Origin of the sequence: Stutzerimonas sp. VN223-3 (genome assembly GCF_045999685.1) — a bacterium.
GTDB classification, from domain to species: Bacteria; Pseudomonadota; Gammaproteobacteria; order Pseudomonadales; family Pseudomonadaceae; genus Stutzerimonas; species Stutzerimonas stutzeri_AR.
This window is the reverse complement of sequence record NZ_RBEC01000001.1, coordinates 1,771,716-1,789,967: the sequence shown is the minus strand read 5'-3', so window position 1 is coordinate 1,789,967 and position 18,252 is coordinate 1,771,716. Positions and strand designations below refer to the sequence as shown.

Below are 18,252 nucleotides of genomic sequence, written 5' to 3'. Positions count from 1 at the left end.
GATGCCGTTCGCCCTGTCGGTCGTACCCGAATCATCGGGCGATTTGAGCCTGGCTTTTCAGCCGCCCGGCGGCGAGAGCACACGTTGCGAGCTGCTGTTCACTCGGCGCAGCGACAAGCGCGAGCATCGGGTAGCCTGTTCGCGCGATGGCGACCAATTGGTCGCACGACTGGCTCTGGTACCGTTGCTGCTCGAACGTGAAGCCCGGTGGGATGTTCGAGTATGTGAGCTGTGCCGGAGAGGGGCGTCGAGCGAAACGCTGCTGCGCGGCGACCGCTTGGTACGTAACCAAGATCGGCATTTCCTTGTCTGGTCCACCGCGTCGCATGGCCTATCCTGCTACCTGACCGAAAGCGCCCAGTCGCTAGCCCTTTACATCGCTCCAAGCAAGCGCCATGCAGGCGTCGTCGAAGCCGAAAACGCCCGCGAGCGCTACGCTCATCACCTGGCAGAAGCACCACTAGATGACAAGTTGGTGTTCTTCGAAAGCTTTTTAGGCAAGGCATACGCGGGCAATCCTCGCTATCTCTACGAAGCGTTGTTGCGCCTTCGCCCGGATCTGCGCTGCGTTTGGTCCTACGATGGTAACGACGTGATTCCCGGCAACCCGCAGGTGGTTACGCGTCGCTCTCCCGACTATTACCGCCTGCTTGCCCAGGCGCGCTATCGCGTCAACAACGTGATCTTCTCCGTCCACGGAAAGAAGCCGGAGACCTGCTATTTGCAGACCTGGCACGGTACTCCGCTAAAACGCATTGCCTTCGATATCGACAATCCTCAAGTCGATGCGAGGGACAATTTCTACAAAGAATCGCGTGACTGGAGTCTGTTGCTGAGCGAAAACGGCTATTCGACCACCATCTTCCGCCGTGCCTTTCGTTACGACGGTGAGGTGCTGGAGGCCGGCTATCCATTGACCGATCCGCTGGTGCAGCCCTGCTCGGATCGAGCCGACCGACTAAAGACACTCGGCCTGCCGCCGCAGGCTCGAGTCATTCTTTATGCGCCGACTTGGCGAGACCACAAACCGGTGGGTGACTGGCAGTACGGGCTGGATTTGCATCTTGACTTGGCCGCAGTGGCGCGCCGCCTGCCGATCGACCATTTTCTACTGATCAAGGCACATCACTTGGTGGCTGAACGGATTGACCGCTCGAGTTTGCCGTCAAACGTCCGGGACGTTTCGCACCTGGGCGACATCACGGAGTTGTGCCGTGTGGCAGATTGTCTGGTTACAGATTACTCATCAGTGTTTTTCGATTTTGCTGTCACCGGCCGGCCGATTCTCTTCTACTGCTATGACCTGGCGCTGTACGAGAAGGCGCTACGCGGGTTCTACCTTGACATGCAGAGTGATCTTCCTGGGCCCGTTGTGCAGGACAGCGAGCAGTTGCTGGATCTGCTCGCAGACTTGCCCGCTGTCTCGCAGCGCTACGCCAATCGTTATGCGCACTTTCGTGAGCGTTTCTGTGCCCTTAATGATGGGCGTGCTGCCGAGCGGGTAGTTGAACGCGTTTTTGGAGCTATTAAATGACTGCGCTAAATGTGCTCGTATTTCCCTGCGGCTCGGAAATAGGGCTGGAGATCCATTCAGCGTTGAAATACAGCAAGGCCGTGCGGCTGTTTGGAGCCTCGTCGGTTGACGACCACGGTGCCTATGTCTACGCCCGTTACACCCAGATCGATGCCCATGTGCGCTCTCCCGATTTCATCGAGACGCTCAATGCCCTGATCGATAGCTGGCAGATCGACGTGGTGTTGCCCGCCCATGACAGCGTGGTGCTTGCGCTTGCGCTGGCGGCCGAGCGCATTGCTGCCACGGTGGCAGTACCGGATGCCGAGACGGCGAAGCTTTGTCGCAACAAGAACGTGACCTATCGCGCCTTTGCCGAGGAGGACTTCGTACCGGCTACCGTCGAGGGTCTCGCCGCGCATTATCCGATCTTCGCAAAGCCGGCCGTAGGGCAAGGCTCGCAGGGTGCCGAACGGATCGATTCTCAGGCGAGGCACGTACAGCTCCTTGGCGCGGGCACCGAATACGTATTTTCTGAGTACCTGCCGGGCAAAGAATATACCGTTGATTGCATTTCTGACGGCTCGGGGGGCTTGCTACATGCGTCGCCGCGAGTCCGTGCACGCGTAAAGGCGGGCATCAGCGTCAGCACGAAACCGGTGCCTCTGGATGAAGAGATGAGCTCGATCGCCGAACGCATCGCCAAGCGTTTGCGGCTCAAAGGCGCTTGGTTCTTTCAGCTAAAGCGCAATGGGGAAGGCCGTTACAAATTGTTGGAGGTGGCACCGCGCATTGCTGGCTCCATGGGGCTGTCACGAAATCTTGGCATCAACTATCCGCTGCTGACGGTGTTGGCTTATCGCAATTTGCCGTTCAGCGTACAGACGCAGCAGTACCCGATTCAGCTCGACCGAGCTTTGAAGAATTGCTACCGGGTCGGGCTTAAGTACGACACCGTCTACCTTGATCTCGACGATACGCTGATCATCGACGGGCAAGTCAACGTCATGCTGGTAGCGCTGCTGTATCAGTGGCTGGGACGTCAGGTATCGGTCGTGCTGGTCACCCGTCACAACCGCTGCCCGCGCGCGACGCTCGAAGCGAACAAGCTGTCGCCCGCAATCTTCTCGCGCATCGTTCACATCGCTGACGGCTCGCCGAAGAGCACGGTGATCGACCGTCCCGAATCGGCGATATTCATCGATGACTCTTTCCGTGAACGTATGGATGTCAGCCGCAAGACCGGCGTGCCGGTATTCGATGTCGATGCCGTAGAGCAGCTGATGGATTGGCGCCTGTGACGGGGCCTTCGGGCGAGACATCCGCACCGCTGCTGAGCGTAGTGGTGCTGGTATACAACACGGCTGAATACCTGAGAGCGTGCTTTGACTCGCTCTTGAATCAGGCGTGTCAGGACGTCGAAATCGTTGCGATCGACGACGCGAGCACGGACGACAGTCTGGCGATCTGCCGGGAATACGAGCGCACCCGGTCTAATTTTCGATGCATCAGCAAAGCCAACGAAGGCGGCGCCGTGGCAGCCAATCTGGGTATTTCCCTCGCACGTGGTCGCTACCTGGCGCTGGTCGATTCGGATGATGTGGTAACGCCGCAGGGTTATGCGCGGCTTATCGAACGGGCGGAAACGACCGGGGCGGACATCGTGGTTGGGCGTGCCATGCGCCTGGTCGGCGATGTGTTGACCATAGAAGGCTTTGCCTACGAACCGTTTGCCTGGTCGCGACCGCGAGTCATCCAGACGCCCGCAGCGCTCGATGATTTGATGCATGACGGCTTTTACTGGAACAAGGTGTTTCGTACCGGTTTTTTACGCGAGCATGGGCTTGGTATGGAGACAGGGCTGCTGTATGCCGACCGGCCATTCGTGCATCGTGCCTATTGGCTTAGCCGGTGTACGGTGGTGGAGGGGCAGGTTGTTTATCTTTGGCGTCAGCGTCCAGCCGGTGATTCGATTACCCAACGCAAGGCGCAGGTTGGCAACTTCAGGGATCGTATCCGTTCTGCTCGACTGGAATGGACGCAATATGCCGATGAGCCTCTCGCCCAACTGTACCGACGCGCCATTGCGCTCAGCAACTTGCAGCGGGCGTTGCAGGTTGCACCTGAGGTCCTCGTTTCCGAGGAGTTCTGCGAGGCTTTCATTGAGGGAATGTCCGAGTTGATAGCGGACTTCGGTCCGCTGGACTTGGCACCCGTTGGCGTTCGGCGTTCGACTTATCTGACATTGATCCATCAGGGGCATGTTTCCGCCCTCAAGCATTTGCTGCAGACACCTAATGATTGCCGTGTTGAGCAGCGGGACGGGGCGACACATTGGGCGCCTGCGGCTCTTGCATCGCCGCCGGCCGGATTCGATTCGAGCGCATTGCAGATCGAGATTCCAACGCTGGGCTTTTTTGCATTGACTCGGATCAGCGTGGAGGGTGGTCAGTTGCGCATGACCCTGGACTTGCCGGCTGACGTACAGCAGCGAGCCGACGTGTGCTTGACGCTGTGGTCGTTTGGCTCGGGTGAGGAATTGCCGTTCACCCTGTATGAAAGCGGGGCGCGAGATCAAAGATTCGCGCTTCCATGCCGGGTTATTGACGAATGGATGGGGCGACAGCATGACGGACCGTTCGGCCTCGCATTGCGCTATCGCTATCGGGGGCAAATTGCGCGATACCGCTTGGGACGCTCGCTGATCGATCCGGCAGTCATCGCCCAGCTGCCGGTCGCAATCACTTCCGCTCTGCAACTTGAGCTGACCCCTGAAACCGGTGCGCTAACGGTGACCACTCATCCATGATCGCCGACCGCAGCGTAATCGGGAACGGCTTTTGCAGCTAGTCCTGCATGCGACGACTTGGCGCCAATGAACCGTCTGGGTTCTCACCGCGACTACCCGCCGCCTCGATCAGCTCATGCAGGTAACGACATGCGAAAGAATGTTCCGGTCACCAGTCCGTTGCTCCCGCCGCTTGAGGAATTCATGCCGTATCTGGAAAAGATCTGGCAGAGCCGAATTTTAACCAACGGTGGCTCGATGCATCAGGCCCTCGAGCAGGCTCTCTGCGAGTATCTTGGCGTCGAACATATTGCGCTTTTCGCCAACGGTACGCTGGCGCTGGTAACAGCGCTGCAGGCTCTGCGCATTACTGGCGAGGTCATCACTACCCCGTACTCATTCGTCGCTACTGCGCATTCGCTGCTGTGGAACGGCATCAAGCCGGTATTCGTCGACATCGACCCGGTGACGCTGAACCTGGACCCGAGCAAGATCGAGGCGGCTATTACTCCGCAGACCACCGCAATCCTGCCGGTGCATTGCTATGCCAACCCGTGCGACGTAGAGGCGATCAGCCAGATCGCCGACAACTACAACCTGCGCGTCATCTATGACGCCGCTCACGCATTTGCCGTGCGCGACGAAGGCGGCAGCATCCTGCGCCACGGCGATCTGAGTGTGCTGAGCTTCCATGCGACCAAGGTATTCAACACGTTCGAGGGTGGGGCGATCATTTGCCCGGACCAAAAGACCAAGCAGCGCATCAATCATCTGAAGAACTTTGGTTTCGTCAACGAAACGACCGTAGTTGCGCCTGGCATCAACGGCAAAATGAGTGAAATCAATGCCGCGTTCGGGCTATTGCAACTGAACTACATCGATGCCGCGCTCAAACGTCGTGCTGAAATTGATGCGCTCTACAGAAGCCGGCTGGCAGGCGTGCCGGGACTGACCTGCGTTGCCCCTGGGAAACAAGCATTTCGCAACAATGCTTATTTCCCTGTGCTGATTGACGAGAACTTTCCGATTAGCCGTGACGAGCTAAATGCACGACTGCGGGAAAGCGGCATCCTCGCTCGGCGCTATTTCTACCCGCTGATCAGCGATTTCCCAATGTACCGTGGCCTGCCTTCGTCGGTGCCATCGAACCTGCCGGTGGCGCAGTCGATATCGCGTCAGGTGCTCTGCCTGCCGATCTACCCAGATCTGTCAGATGCGGACGTCGAAGGCATATGTGAATTGCTCTTGATCCACGCCGGCATCGTTCCGCCTGTAGATCTCCTGGCGGGCCTTGATGAACAGCCAATGGCAGGCGTCATCGCGCGATGAGTCACACCGATTGTCCGTCCGACGCAGCGGGGGCTAAGCAAACGCAGGAATTTGGCATGCTTGATCGATGGTCGCAGGCGCAGATCGCATCCGTCTGGTTTGGTAAGTACCTGGCCTTACCCTTTTTCTGGATGATGGATCGACTTCTGCCCAAGCAGGATGACCATTGGGCATTTTTTGCCCACCCGCTCAAGCGCACCCAGTTCGTCGAAAACTCGCGTGCAGTCTTTGAAGAGGTCAAGGCGGACCCGCGTATCTGCAAGCGCATTTTCACCCGCGGGCCGGGAGTGACGATCGAACTTGAGGGAGCCTGCAATACCGAGGTGGTTAACCTACAGAGCCTCGGTGGGCTGCTGGCGCTGACTCGCTGCGGCGTCTTGCTGTTGACCAATTCCATCACCATGGATCTCGCGTTGCGCTGGTCCGACGGCTCACGCAGTTTTCCACGTCCAAGTCTGACGCGCCGTCTGGTTGTGAATCTTTGGCATGGCATTCCGCTCAAGCGACTGTTCGCGCTGGCGAACCCTGAGCAACGCAATCAGGGCGACCGGGTTCCTTATCGGCGTCGCGAGCGTGCGTTTTACAGAGGCCTGGTTGCGTCGTCAGACGTAGATAGCTACGCGATGACGGCGATCTTTCATCCGATTCCGTACGAGAACGTTTGGGTGACGGGTTTGCCGCGCAATGATTTTCTCAAGCGTGCCGAGGCGCATTTGCCCGCCTTCCTGCGACGCGATTTAGAGCTCATCCGTAGCCTAAAGGGCGGACGGCGGCTGGTGGTCTATGCCCCGACCTACCGTGAAACCGCCATCGAATCGGCCAGCTATTACCAGTTCAGTGAACAGGAAATTACCGCGCTACGAGAGGTGCTCGAACGCCATGACGCAGTGCTGGGCTTTCGTATGCACTATTTCCGCAATGTCGAGGCGCTTTTCAATATGGAGCGCTTCGTCGACGGCCACACACTGATCGACCTGGGCCATGAGCAGATTGCGGAAATCGCGCCGATTCTGCGCGAGGCTGATGTGGTGGTCACTGATTATTCTTCGGTCTATATCGATGCGTTGTATTTGGACAAGCCGGTCATGAGCTTCGCCTACGACCTGGAGCATTACCGCAGCCGACAGAATGGCTTGTTATACGACATGGATTTGGCTTTTCCAGGGCCTGTCTCGACTCGCTTCGAGGCTTGGTTGAATGCGCTAGACGAGTTACTGAGCTGCCCTCAGCAACACCTGACCGAGCACTACCGCAAGACCCAAACGTTCTTCTTCGCCCATGGCGATGACTGCAATTCCCGACGCGTGATAGACCGTATCGCCGCGCTCACCCGGTACGAGAGGTAGCCATGGACAATCTGAAATCGCCCGCCCCGCTGGTCAGCGTGGTGATGCCCGCCTACAAGGCGCAGTTCTTGCCCGAGGCGCTCGATAGCCTTCTCGCCCAGTCCTATCGGCCCATCGAACTGGTGGTTTGCGACGACTCCACCACGCCGGATGTCGAGTTGACGGTGCAGGCATTCGCCGACCGGGCAGATTTCTCCGTTCGCTATCACCGCAACGAAAGCCGCCTATACGAGACTCGCAGTACTGCTCGAGCCATTGCGGTGGCGGAGGGCGAATACATCAAGTTTTTGCATGACGATGATGCCCTCGAACCATGCGCCATCGAGCGCCTGGTCGGTGTAATGCAAGCCTGCCCGCAAATCGCCCTAGCGGGCTCGAGGCGCCAACTGATCGACGAGCAGGGGCATTCGTTGCCCGATACGTCGGCGACTGTGTTTCCCTTCGGTGGCGATGTTGTGCTCGATGGCAAGACGTTGACCTCGTTTCTCGCTGAGCACACCTTCAACTTCATTGGTGAACCCAGCACCGTGATGTGTCGGCGTAGCGATGTGCTGTCGTTCGGTGAGGGCTTGTCAGCGCTCAATGGCGTCAAGATCACCTGGGTCGCTGATCTCGCGCTCTACGTCAAATTGTTGCAGCGTGGCCACTTGGCATTCCTATCTGCACCATTGACGCGTTTTCGCGTCTCGCGGATGCAGTTCAGCCAGATCGGCCGCGAACGGCCAGGTGTGGGTAACGAAGGTCATGCCAACTTCCGGCGCATGGTGCGCGAGCTGGGTTGGGCTAGCGACGAGAAAACAAGCCGGCACGTGGGTGTTGCGACGCTTTCCGAGCCGCTTCATTTCGAGCCCATCGACCTAGTGGCAGCGCTCAGCAATGCGCAAGCCGATAGTGAATCCCGCCAGCAGATCGATGGCTGGATCGCGGCTCGCGTGCCGACTGTCGCTCAGCGTCACCTGATCGAACAACGCCTTGAAGCAATCACCCCGCCCAGCTTCCGTGTGGTGGTGCGCTGGGATGGCGTCGTGGCTGATTCGCTGCGCCGAACGCTCGACAGCCTGGCCCAAGCGCGCGGCAGTTATGCGGCTATTCATGGCGTCGTGCTCACAGAACACGTCATACCTTTTGCGCTCCCAGGCGACATAGCACTGCTGCACTCATCCGAAAGCGAGTCGCTCGCCGCCTTGAATGAATTCATTCAGGCCGACACTGCCGACTGGTTGCTGCTTCTGGATGCAGGCGACATGCTCACGCCCTCGGGATTGCTTGTCGCCGGTCTGGAGCTCGCTGCAGCCCCGGGCTTCCGTGCCCTTTACATGGATGCCGTGCAGCACGAGATGGATGGGACGAAAGGGTTGGTACTCAGACCTGATCTAAACCTGGATCTGCTGTTGAGCTTTCCATGCAGCATCGTGCGCCATTGTCTTTTCAATCGCCAGGCATTGGTGTCGTTGGGCGGCTTCGATCCGATGTACGCCGGAGCGCCTGAATTCCACGCGTTGCTAGGTCTGATCGAAGAGGGCGGGCTTGCTGGGCTCGGCCACGTTCCAGAGTTGCTGATTGCAGGTCAGCCACCGGTTCTGGCAGGCCATCCTGACGAGCGTAGGACGATAGAACGCCACCTGGCCACCCGCGGATATACCGAGGCCACAGTTTCTGAGCTAAGGCCGAATCACTACCGAATTCAGTATGGTCATTCGCAGCAGGCCTCCGTATCGATCGTCGTTAGGGCAGGCAATGATTTGGCGCTACTGCAGCGCTGCGTGGAAAGCATTCTGGAATCGACTCAAGGCGTAGCCTTCGAACTGCTGCTGCTCGATCACGGACAATGCTCGCCTGAGGTTAGCCAATGGCTTTGTGCCCTCGCATCGATGGGCGAGTCGCAGCTACGCGTACTCAACAGCCAAGGCAGTCGCGAGGCTGCTATCAACCAGGCTGCCGGCGCGGCGAAAGGAGACTTCCTGCTTTTACTCGCCGATAACGTTGCAGTGCTTGATGCCGATTGGCTGGCAGGCCTACTGAATCATGCACTTCGTCCCGAGGTCGGGGTCGTTGGCGGTACTCTGGTATCGGCTGAGGGTAAGCTGCGTCACGCCGGGCTTCTTCTTGGCTTGTGCGGCCCGGCTGGTCGCGCATTTTATGGGCGCAGTATCGATTCGATCGGATACATGCACCGAATGCTGGTAGATCAGAACTATAGTGCGGTCTCGCTTGAGTGCCTGATGATTTCACGGGCGTTGTTCGTCCAACTGGATGGACTTGACGAGGGCGAACTGGGCCAGGCCTGGGGCGACGTCGATCTCTGCCTGAAGGCGCGTGAGGCGGGTTACCTCACCGTGTGGACGCCACATGTGCGTCTCTTGCAAGACGATGCTCGGTGGCCTGCCAGCACCCCGGAGCAGGACGACCTGATTTATGCTCGCTGGTTGAGCGTACTGGCCCGCGATCCGGCATATAACCCGGGTTTAAGTCTGCAGCGGCTCGGAGGCTTCAAGCTTTCAGATGTCCGCCTGTCGTGGCGTCCAATGGGGTCATGGAAACCAGTTCCTCGCATCCTGGCGCATCCTGCCGACCTTTTCGGCTGCGGCCACTATCGCATCATTTACCCTTTCGAGGCATTGGAAGAAGCTGGCAAAGCGGAGGGGGCAGTGTCGGTAGGGCTCATGCATCCTGCGGACCTGGAGCGTTACGAGCCGGACGCGGTTATCCTGCAACGACAAATTGGCGACGAACGACTCGAGGCGATGCGGCGGCTGAAGGCTTTTTCTCGCGCATTCAAAATTTACGAGCTGGACGACTATCTGCCCAACGTGCCGGTCAAAAGTGTCCATCGTAAGCACATGCCCAAAGACATTGTGCGCTCCTTACGACGAGGAATGAGTTTCGTCGATCGTATTGTGGTTACTACCGATCCGCTTGCCGAAGCGTTTCATGGCTATCATCCGGATATCCGGGTTGTACCAAATCGGCTACCAACGGGACCGTGGGGCGGCCTCAAGGCGAACCGCCGTAATGGCGAACGGTTGCGTGTCGGCTGGGCAGGCGGGGCCAGCCACACAGGCGATTTAGAACTGATCGTCGACGTGGTCCGTGAGCTCGCTAAAGAAGTGGACTGGATCTTCCTTGGGATGTGTCCAGAGGTTTTGAAACCTTATGTCAAGGAGTGGCACCAGGGTGTCGGCATCGAGCGTTACGCCGAGAAGCTCGCCAGCCTGGATCTAGATCTCGCAATCGCGCCGTTAGAAGACAACCCATTCAACATATGCAAGAGCAACCTCAAATTGCTGGAGTATGGCGCCTGCGGCTTCCCGGTCGTTTGCAGCAACCTCGCGCCTTATCAGGGAGCGCTGCCTGTTACGCGGGTGAAAAATCGTTTTGCCGATTGGGTGGATGCAATACGAGGCCACATGGCTGAGCGGGAAGCTACTGCCCGTCTAGGCGATGAGTTGCGTGTCGTGGTACGCCGCGATTGGCTTCTGGCGGGACAGGTCCTGGATCAGTGGCGTGATGCCTGGACGGGATACTGAATCGCTCATGTCCGATGTTGAAAGCCCTCTACGGAGGGCTTTTTTCATAGCTGGCTAAAGCTGTTCGCACTCTAGTCGATACAGGTCAGGACCCGATTGGATATACCGGGTCAAAAAGGGCTTTTGTGCAGGTACGAGCCGGCGATTTTCGAAGAACAGGCAGAAAGTTCTAAAGCTTCCAGATGAAGCGCCGATACAAAAGATGAATGCGAACTCACTGGTTGCCTGAGCATTGCAGGCTAGGGTCGCAACCCAGGCAAAACAAGCTAGGTCCGATGGAGGACAAATATCATGGCTTTGACCGTAAACACCAACGTTGCTTCCCTGAATACTCAGCGCAACCTGAATAATTCGTCTAACTCGCTTGCCACTTCTATGCAGCGTTTGTCGACAGGCAGTCGTATTAACAGCGCGAAGGATGACGCTGCTGGTCTGCAAATTGCGAACCGTCTTACCAGCCAGGTGAACGGCTTGGGTGTTGCGGTAAAGAACTCCAACGACGGCATCTCGATGGCGCAAACAGCCGAAGGCGCGCTTCAGCAATCTACAAACCTGCTGCAGCGTATGCGCGATCTGGCCCTGCAGTCGGCCAACGGTTCCAACAGTGATTCCGAGCGTAAAGCATTGAACTCGGAAGTAAGTGAGCTGAAGAAGGAACTTGATCGTATTTCGAATACCACCACCTTCGGTGGTAAGAAACTGCTGGATGGCAGCTTCGATACAACTACGTTCCAAGTAGGAAGTGCCGCTAACGAAACCATCAGCGTCAAGATTGACGAGATGAGCACCGATTCTTTGAAAGGTAAGTCTTTCGAAGGCTCCGTGGCTGCGGCGACCGGAACTGCGAGCGCTTCGGGCACAGTTACTGTAAGCGGGACCGTCAACGGTGAAAACTTCACTGTGACTACTACCATCGCGAGTGGTACTACAGCAGCTGACGCCACTCAGCAAATTGCGACTGCAATCAACGATGCGAACGTCGGATTGGGTGCTTTCGTGACTGACGGCGCGGATACTAAAATCATCTCCGGACTAGATACTGATGGCTCGGCGAACGCACTCACGTCTTTGAGCGTTAGTGCTCTGCCTGCAGGCCTGGCGGCGGGTGCCGCTTACACAGCTGCAACAGAGGCCACTGAGACTAAAGTATCTGGAATTGATGTAAGTACGGTACAGGGTTCTCAAGAAGCTGTGATGGTCATTGACCAAGCTATTCAAGACATTGATGCGCAGCGAGCAGATCTCGGTGCTGTTCAGAACCGATTCGAGAATACCATCGGGAACTTGCAGAACATCTCTGAGAACGTCTCTGCCGCTCGCGGTCGAATCCAGGACACGGACTTCGCCGCTGAAACCGCCAACCTCAGCAAGAACCAGATTCTGCAACAGGCTGGTACCGCAATCCTGGCACAGGCCAAGCAGCTGCCGCAGGCAGTCCTGAGCCTGCTGCAATAATAAGCGGCTCTAAGATGGCGTAAGATGGGGAAGTGCTTGTCACTTCCCCATCGATTCATTTCGAGGTGAATCATGGACGTCGCAAAAATAGCCGGAGTCGCAGCGGCCTTGACCCCGCTCAGCACAATACCCAGCCTTCCCAAGGAGTCTGGGTTTTTGTCGTCTGATCGGCAAGAGCCTGTCGCTCCCGGCGAGGGCCAAGCTGACCGGTCGGCAGCTGTCGGCGAGGCCGTGGAAAAATTGCTTGCGCAAATGCAAAGTGCGCGGCGTGATTTGAGTTTCAGCGTCGACGACTCGACAGGCGAGCTTGTCGTTCAGGTTGTCGATGGTGAGTCGGGCAAGATGGTTCGGCAAATTCCATCAGAGGAAATTCTTCGATTGGCCGAACGACTTGATGAGATGCGCAGCTTGTTATTCGAGACGAAGGCGTAACGGCACGGATCTTGATTGGTTGCTTCAGTACGTTGTTTTCTTGACGAGGTAGGGTTATGGCGGGCGTAACGGGCATCGGTTCCGGAATCGATATCGACAGTATCGTAGCCAGTATGGTGGCTGCGGAGCGCGCGCCAAAAGAGTCGCAGCTCAGCACGCTCGAGTCCAAAACCACCACTCGAATTACGGCGATCGGCACGCTGAAGAGTGCCATCAGTGAATTTCAGACTGCGCTGGGTAAGCTAAATAAACCAGAGCTGTTCCAGGCCAGGGCTGCGTCCTCTTCCAATGTTGATCTGCTTGGGGTAACGGCAGGCATATCTGCAGGTGCCGGCAGCTATAAAGTTGAAGTTAGTCAACTTGCAGCTGGGAGCAAGGTGGCGCTTCAGGCGATAGTTGATGATCCAAAAACACCTGTAACCTTGGGTAGCGGAACTCTTACTGTCAGTATTGGCGAAGTTGCGCTGCCTGCCATTACGGTGGGTGAGGGTAACAATACTTTAGCGGGTGTTCGGGATGCGATTAACAAAGCCGGCGCTAAGGAGGGTCTGAGCGCAACCATAGTGACTGACAGCTCCGGATCGCGGCTGGTACTTAACAGTTCTACTTCTGGCGCGAACGAAGACATTACCGTCGCGGTGAGCGGAGCGAGCGGTGATCTGTCCAAGTTGGCTTTCGCTGGTGGAACAGCGGCGCCTGGTGACGACGGTTCGGCAGGCGTCATAACTAAAGCCAGTAGTGCCGAACTCACTATTGATGGCTTAAGTGTGATCAGCAAGACCAACAAGATCGAAACCGCCATCGAGGGGGTGACGTTGGACTTGAAAGGCGTAACGGAAGAAGGGAAGCCGTTGACGGTTGGCGTGAAACTAGATGAAGCGGGAGTTACGAAACAGGTCCAAGCCTTCGTCGATGCCTATAACAAGCTCATAGGTGTAGTGAATGCCCAAACAAAAGTTACTCCGGTGGGCGATGGCAAAACGCCGGTAACCGGCGCGCTGGTTGGAGACGCAACCGCTCGTACTTTGCTCAATACTATCCGTAATGAACTGGTCAAGACAGAGGGTTCGGGTACTATCCGAGCGCTTAGCGATATCGGTATCACCACCCAAAGAGACGGCTCACTCAAGATAGATAGCGATAAGCTAGCCAAGGTGACTGGCAGCAGCTTCGAAGAATTGTCCAACCTGTTTGCTGGAGAAAAGGGTTTAGCGACCCGGCTTGATGAGAAGCTCAAGCCATACACAGAAATTGGCGGTATCCTAGAGCAACGCAACAAGTCAATGACTGAGACCATCTCAAATATTGACAAGCAGAAGGAGGATCTCAATCGGCGCATCACCTCTTTGCAAGAACGCCTTTACAAGCAGTTCAATGCAATGGATTTGCTGGTTGGCCAGTTGAGCAATACATCGAGTAGCTTGATTGCTTCTCTGGAAAACCTTCCGTGGGCGGCAAGCAACTCCAAATAGCACTCATCGCATTAAAAAGCCGCCTGGGCGGCTTTTTTCGTTCAAAAGGTTAGCGCAACCATAAAGTTTGTCAGTCGTTGCCCGATACACTGATTATACAAATTGATGTGGCGAGGGGCTCATCCAAATGAACGCTATGGCAGCAATGAGGCAGTACCAGCAAATTGGCGTAAAAGTTCAAGTAAATGAGGCTGATCCGCACCGCTTGATCCAAATGCTCATGCAGGGCGGCCTGGACCGTATCGCTCAGGCAAAAGGCGCAATGGAGCGTGATGCTTTTGCGGAGAAGGGAGTGCTTGTTGGCAAGGCCATCAATATCATCGGTGGTTTGCGCGACGCGCTTGATAAAAGCGTCGGTGGTGAGTTAGCGGAAAATCTTGATCGGCTCTATGAATATATGACGATGCGTCTGTTCGAGTCGAGTCGACATAACGATATTGATAAGCTGAACGAAGTGAGCAAGCTGCTGGGCGAGATCAAGCTGGCCTGGGACAAGATTGCGCCGCAGGCGTAATCAGCCTATCAACGCTGGTTTCGATTGGGCTCTAGTTCTGAATTCAATGCTCCATCTATTTGCTTTTCGCCGAGGCACCCATGCTGTCACGCAAACAGGAGTTCGTCACGCTGACTGAGGCGCTCCGCGTTGCCCTGGCAGCAGGTGAGTGGACTGCTATAACGGCGCTGGATAAGGAGTGTCTCGCCCTGGTTGCCGCATTGCGCGACGAAGATGCTCTTGATGCCGGCCTGCGCGAGCAGCTCGAAGAGCTGTCGCGCTTGTATGATGAGGTTCGGGAGCGCTGCCGTGCGGAGCGGGAGCGGTTGGTTGGAGAGCTGACTCGCTTGAGTCAATCAAAGCAAGTCAATCGGGCCTACAAGCTGCTAGGCTGAGGTGATTTTCAGAGCCTCGATGTTATTGCCGCGCACATCTAGGATAAATACTTAGCATCAGATCCGGGTACGGTTTTGCTTGTTTACAAGCATATGTATTTGCCCTTTAGCGGTACTCGCACAAATAAGCCGTGTCCGTCGCGACCTTCAGATGAAACTTGCTGTTCGCCGGTACGGTAAATTGCGTGCCCGCATTAAAGGTTTCATAACGCTCGCTTCCCGGTAGTTTTACATCCAGGCTGCCGGCAATCACATGCATCATCTCCAGCTGGTTGGTGCCGAATTCGTAATCGCCTGCAGCCATAACGCCCACAGTGGCCGGGCCTGCCGCCATGTCGAAGGCGATGGATTTGACGGTGCCGTCGAAGTACTCGTTAACCTTGAACATTCAGATACCTAAAGATGCTGAAAAAGGTCGGCCAGTATGCCCAAGCGGCGATGCGGCGTCATCTTTGACGGCGCACGGTATCCGATACCGCCATGCGCTGGATTCCGTAGAGCAAGAGCCGATGCGCGGCCCGTAGTGCTAGTGCCTTTTGCTTTCACAACAACTATTATCGCCACCCGTTTTCGTCCGGATGATTGGGATGGATTGTCGCCCAGGTTGCGGTGCCTGCTGTATTGCCCCTTCGATCACTTCGCCGATTCCCGGCATGCCTTTCGGTAAGCCGGCCGGAACACCTTGTCTACATCTGTCCGAGATGAATCTGTGCGGTCTGTTTGGTCATCCTTCAAGGCCTGATGTATGTGCTGCTTTTCAGGCTGATCGTAGTGTCTGTGGCGATGTTCGGGAAGACGCGATTCGGCTGCTGGGCTGGATGGAGCAGGTTACGGCCTGACGGGTAGGGGCAAGGCCAATGTAGGAGCGAGCCGTGCCGCCGATTCACGCGCATGGCGCGCTCCTCCAGTACCCCTGCTTAGCTGAACGGTTGCTGGGCGAATCTGTTGATCGTCCCACGTTCCCGAAGATTGACGCTCCAAGTTGTCCAAGAGCCTGCAGACCAGACGCAAGCGTCCAGAGCAGGCGCTCCCGCGCGGACCGGGAAGCGATCAAGGTTGTACCCAGAAAAACGAAACCCCGCAATTAAGCGGGGTCCGTTAGCAGCCTAGGACTGTATTTCCAGCTAACGGCTCAGCGAGGAAGGTCGCGCTTCGGGTGGCCGGTGTAGAGTTGACGTGGGCGGCCGATTTTCTGGCCCATCGAGATCATTTCTTTCCAGTGCGAGATCCAGCCAACGGTGCGTGCAAGGGCGAAGATCACGGTGAACATGCTGGTCGGAATACCGATTGCCTTGAGAATGATGCCGGAATAGAAATCGACGTTCGGGTACAGATTGCGCTCGGCGAAGTAGGGGTCGTTCAGTGCGATCTCCTCCAGCTTCATTGCAAGCTCGAGCTGCGGGTCGTTGATGCCCAGCTCACTTAGTACTTCGTCGCAGGTCTGCTTCATGACCTTGGCGCGCGGATCGAAGTTCTTGTAGACGCGGTGGCCGAAGCCCATCAGTTTGAACGGATCGTTCTTGTCCTTGGCCTTGGCCAGGAACTTCTCGATGTTCGACACATCGCCGATTTCATCGAGCATGGTGAGAACGGCTTCATTCGCACCGCCGTGTGCCGGACCCCAGAGAGCCGCAATACCTGCCGCGATGCAGGCGAAGGGGTTGGCGCCGGTGGAACCAGCCAGGCGAACGGTGGACGTGGATGCGTTCTGCTCATGATCCGCGTGCAGAATGAAAATGCGGTCCATGGCTTTGGCAAGCACAGGGCTAATCGGCTTCACTTCACATGGTGTGTTGAACATCATGTGCAGGAAGTTTTCAGCGTAGTTCAGGTCGTTGCGCGGATACATCATCGGCTGACCCATGGAGTATTTATAGACCATGGCGGCCAGGGTCGGCATCTTGGCGACCAAGCGCACCGCGGAAATTTCGCGATGGTGCGGGTCGTTTATGTCTAGCGAGTCGTGATAGAAGGCTGACAGTGCGCCAACAACACCGCACATGATGGCCATCGGGTGTGCGTCGCGACGGAAACCATTAAGGAAAGACTTGAGCTGCTCGTGAACCATTGTGTGGTTTTTCACGGTGCTTATGAACTTCGCCTTTTCTTCGGCGGTGGGCAGTTCGCCGTTCAGCAGGAGGTAGCAAGTCTCGAGATAATCGGTCTTATCGGCCAATTGCTCGATCGGGTAACCGCGATGCAGCAGAACGCCCTGATCACCGTCGATATAAGTGATCTTGGATTCGCAAGAGGCGGTGGACATGAAGCCGGGATCGAAGGTGAAGCGACCCGTGGAGGTCAAGCCTCGTACGTCGATTACGTCGGGCCCTACGGTACCGGTTAAAACGGGCAGTTCGATGGCGTCTGCGCCCTCGATGATCAACTGCGCTTTGTTGTCAGCCATGTATGGCCTCCTGTTTTATGCTTGGAATCATCATGGCCCCCCACGCAGGGCCCGCATCACTATAGTGAGATAAATCACAAAGTCAATTTGCGCGGGGCCCTGTCGCAGAGGGGGTTTTACGGGTGAATTCGCAAATACAGATAATCTGTTTACGGCATTTATAAATGGGTCGCCATGCGCCTTTAGTGGCACTTCACCACATTGTCATTAGCGACCTAACTGTTTATACTCGGCAACCGACCGGCAGGGGCCTAACAGGCAGTTTCCTGTGGGTTGTCACTCGTGGGTGGCGGGTACCGCTGCGTACTCTTCCCAACAACTTTGCCCTGCGTCTTCGGGGCTCTCAAGTGTGAAAAAAGCCGTGAAAAGCCAACGACCTGTAAACCTAGATCTTAGGACTATAAAACTCCCAATCACTGCCTACACGTCGATCCTTCACCGTATCTCCGGCGTGGTTCTGTTCGTCGGTGTGGCCATTCTGTTGCTTGCGCTGGATACCTCGCTTTCTTCTGCCGAAGGCTTCGAAGAGGTGAAGGCATACATCGGCAGTCCGCTGGCCAAGCTGGTGATTTGGGTGCTGCTGTCTGCATTGCTGTATCACCTGGTGGCGGGTGTGCGTCACCTGATCATGGACACGGGGCATGGTGAGACGCTGGAAGGCGGCAAGCTGGGCTCGAAAATCGTTCTGGCCGTTTCGGCGGTGCTGATCGTTCTGGCGGGAGTCTGGATATGGTAACTAACGTCACGAACTTCTCGCGTTCGGGTCTTTATGACTGGATGGCTCAGCGTGTTTCCGCAGTGGTTCTCGCGGTTTATTTTCTCTTTCTGATCGGATATCTGGTTCTGAACCCAGGGCTGGAATATGCCCAGTGGCAGGAGCTCTTCTCGGCCAGCTGGATGCGTATCTTCAGTCTGCTGGCGCTGGTCGCCCTGAGTGTGCATGCATGGGTTGGTATGTGGACTATCTCCACCGACTATCTAACCAACATGGCAATCGGTAAGTGGGCTACCGGTGTACGTTTCCTCTTCCAGGCAGTGTGTGGCATCGCCATGTTCACATTCTTCGTCTGGGGTGTGCAGATTCTTTGGGGTATCTGA

Annotated in this window: 16 protein-coding genes; 14 read left to right on the top strand and 2 right to left on the bottom strand. The window is 56.5% G+C overall.

Annotated features, from left to right (window positions below):
* The first annotated feature begins 1 nt into the window (after position 1).
* The 11 genes from D7241_RS08010 to fliT all read left to right on the top strand — a co-directional run bounded on the left by D7241_RS08010 (position 2) and on the right by fliT (position 14,750).
* The gene (locus D7241_RS08010; protein ID WP_408101035.1) at positions 2-1,534 is read left to right on the top strand and encodes a CDP-glycerol glycerophosphotransferase family protein; all 1,533 of its coding nucleotides are present in this window, start codon (positions 2-4) and stop codon (positions 1,532-1,534) included.
* A complete protein-coding gene (locus tag D7241_RS08005; protein ID WP_408101034.1) occupies positions 1,531-2,814 on the top strand; it encodes an ATP-grasp domain-containing protein in 1,284 nt (427 codons plus the stop codon). Before D7241_RS08010 ends, D7241_RS08005 begins: the two co-directional genes overlap by 4 nt.
* Entirely contained in the window at positions 2,811-4,322 is a 1,512-nt protein-coding gene (locus D7241_RS08000; RefSeq protein WP_408101033.1) for a glycosyltransferase family 2 protein, read from the top strand. The genes D7241_RS08005 and D7241_RS08000 overlap by 4 nt, the downstream gene beginning before the upstream one ends.
* A gap of 129 nt (positions 4,323-4,451) precedes the next feature.
* Positions 4,452-5,630 (top strand): DegT/DnrJ/EryC1/StrS aminotransferase family protein, encoded by a 1,179-nt coding sequence (locus tag D7241_RS07995; RefSeq protein WP_255976532.1) that lies wholly within the window; start codon positions 4,452-4,454, stop codon positions 5,628-5,630.
* Between the two features lie 56 nt (positions 5,631-5,686).
* Complete coding sequence (locus D7241_RS07990) at positions 5,687-6,976, top strand: CDP-glycerol glycerophosphotransferase family protein (RefSeq protein WP_408101031.1); 1,290 nt, start codon at positions 5,687-5,689, stop codon at positions 6,974-6,976.
* Positions 6,977-6,978: 2 nt separating this feature from the next.
* Entirely contained in the window at positions 6,979-10,503 is a 3,525-nt protein-coding gene (locus D7241_RS07985) for a glycosyltransferase (protein WP_408101030.1), read from the top strand.
* 291 nt (positions 10,504-10,794) lie between these two features.
* A complete protein-coding gene (locus D7241_RS07980; protein WP_408101029.1) occupies positions 10,795-11,958 on the top strand; it encodes a flagellin in 1,164 nt (387 codons plus the stop codon).
* A gap of 72 nt (positions 11,959-12,030) precedes the next feature.
* Positions 12,031-12,390, top strand: a complete 360-nt coding sequence (locus D7241_RS07975) for a flagellar protein FlaG (protein ID WP_408101028.1) — start codon at positions 12,031-12,033, stop codon at positions 12,388-12,390.
* Positions 12,391-12,446: 56 nt separating this feature from the next.
* Positions 12,447-13,862, top strand: coding sequence for a flagellar filament capping protein FliD (fliD, locus tag D7241_RS07970; RefSeq protein WP_408101027.1), 1,416 nt, complete (start codon positions 12,447-12,449; stop codon positions 13,860-13,862).
* 127 nt (positions 13,863-13,989) lie between these two features.
* Complete coding sequence (gene fliS / locus D7241_RS07965) at positions 13,990-14,376, top strand: flagellar export chaperone FliS (RefSeq protein ID WP_255976520.1); 387 nt, start codon at positions 13,990-13,992, stop codon at positions 14,374-14,376.
* Positions 14,377-14,456: 80 nt separating this feature from the next.
* Positions 14,457-14,750, top strand: a complete 294-nt coding sequence (fliT, locus tag D7241_RS07960; protein WP_408101026.1) for a flagellar protein FliT — start codon at positions 14,457-14,459, stop codon at positions 14,748-14,750.
* Positions 14,751-14,856: 106 nt separating this feature from the next.
* Here fliT and D7241_RS07955 read toward each other — a convergent pair whose 3' ends face one another.
* Positions 14,857-15,138, bottom strand: a complete 282-nt coding sequence (locus tag D7241_RS07955; RefSeq protein WP_408101025.1) for a pyrimidine/purine nucleoside phosphorylase — start codon at positions 15,136-15,138, stop codon at positions 14,857-14,859.
* A 199-nt stretch (positions 15,139-15,337) separates the two neighbouring features.
* Between D7241_RS07955 and D7241_RS07950 the strand changes: the two genes are divergently transcribed.
* Entirely contained in the window at positions 15,338-15,589 is a 252-nt protein-coding gene (locus tag D7241_RS07950) for a YkgJ family cysteine cluster protein (RefSeq protein ID WP_255976513.1), read from the top strand.
* Positions 15,590-15,882: 293 nt separating this feature from the next.
* Here D7241_RS07950 and gltA read toward each other — a convergent pair whose 3' ends face one another.
* The gene (gene gltA, locus D7241_RS07945) at positions 15,883-17,154 is read right to left on the bottom strand and encodes a citrate synthase (protein WP_255976511.1); all 1,272 of its coding nucleotides are present in this window, start codon (positions 17,152-17,154) and stop codon (positions 15,883-15,885) included.
* Positions 17,155-17,503: 349 nt separating this feature from the next.
* Between gltA and sdhC the strand changes: the two genes are divergently transcribed.
* Positions 17,504-17,890 carry a succinate dehydrogenase, cytochrome b556 subunit gene (gene sdhC / locus D7241_RS07940; RefSeq protein ID WP_408101024.1) on the top strand — a complete coding sequence of 129 codons (387 nt, stop codon included), beginning with the start codon at positions 17,504-17,506 and terminating at the stop codon, positions 17,888-17,890.
* On the top strand, positions 17,884-18,252 hold the full coding sequence (gene sdhD, locus D7241_RS07935; RefSeq protein ID WP_255976507.1) for a succinate dehydrogenase, hydrophobic membrane anchor protein: 369 nt from the start codon (positions 17,884-17,886) through the stop codon (positions 18,250-18,252). The genes sdhC and sdhD overlap by 7 nt, the downstream gene beginning before the upstream one ends.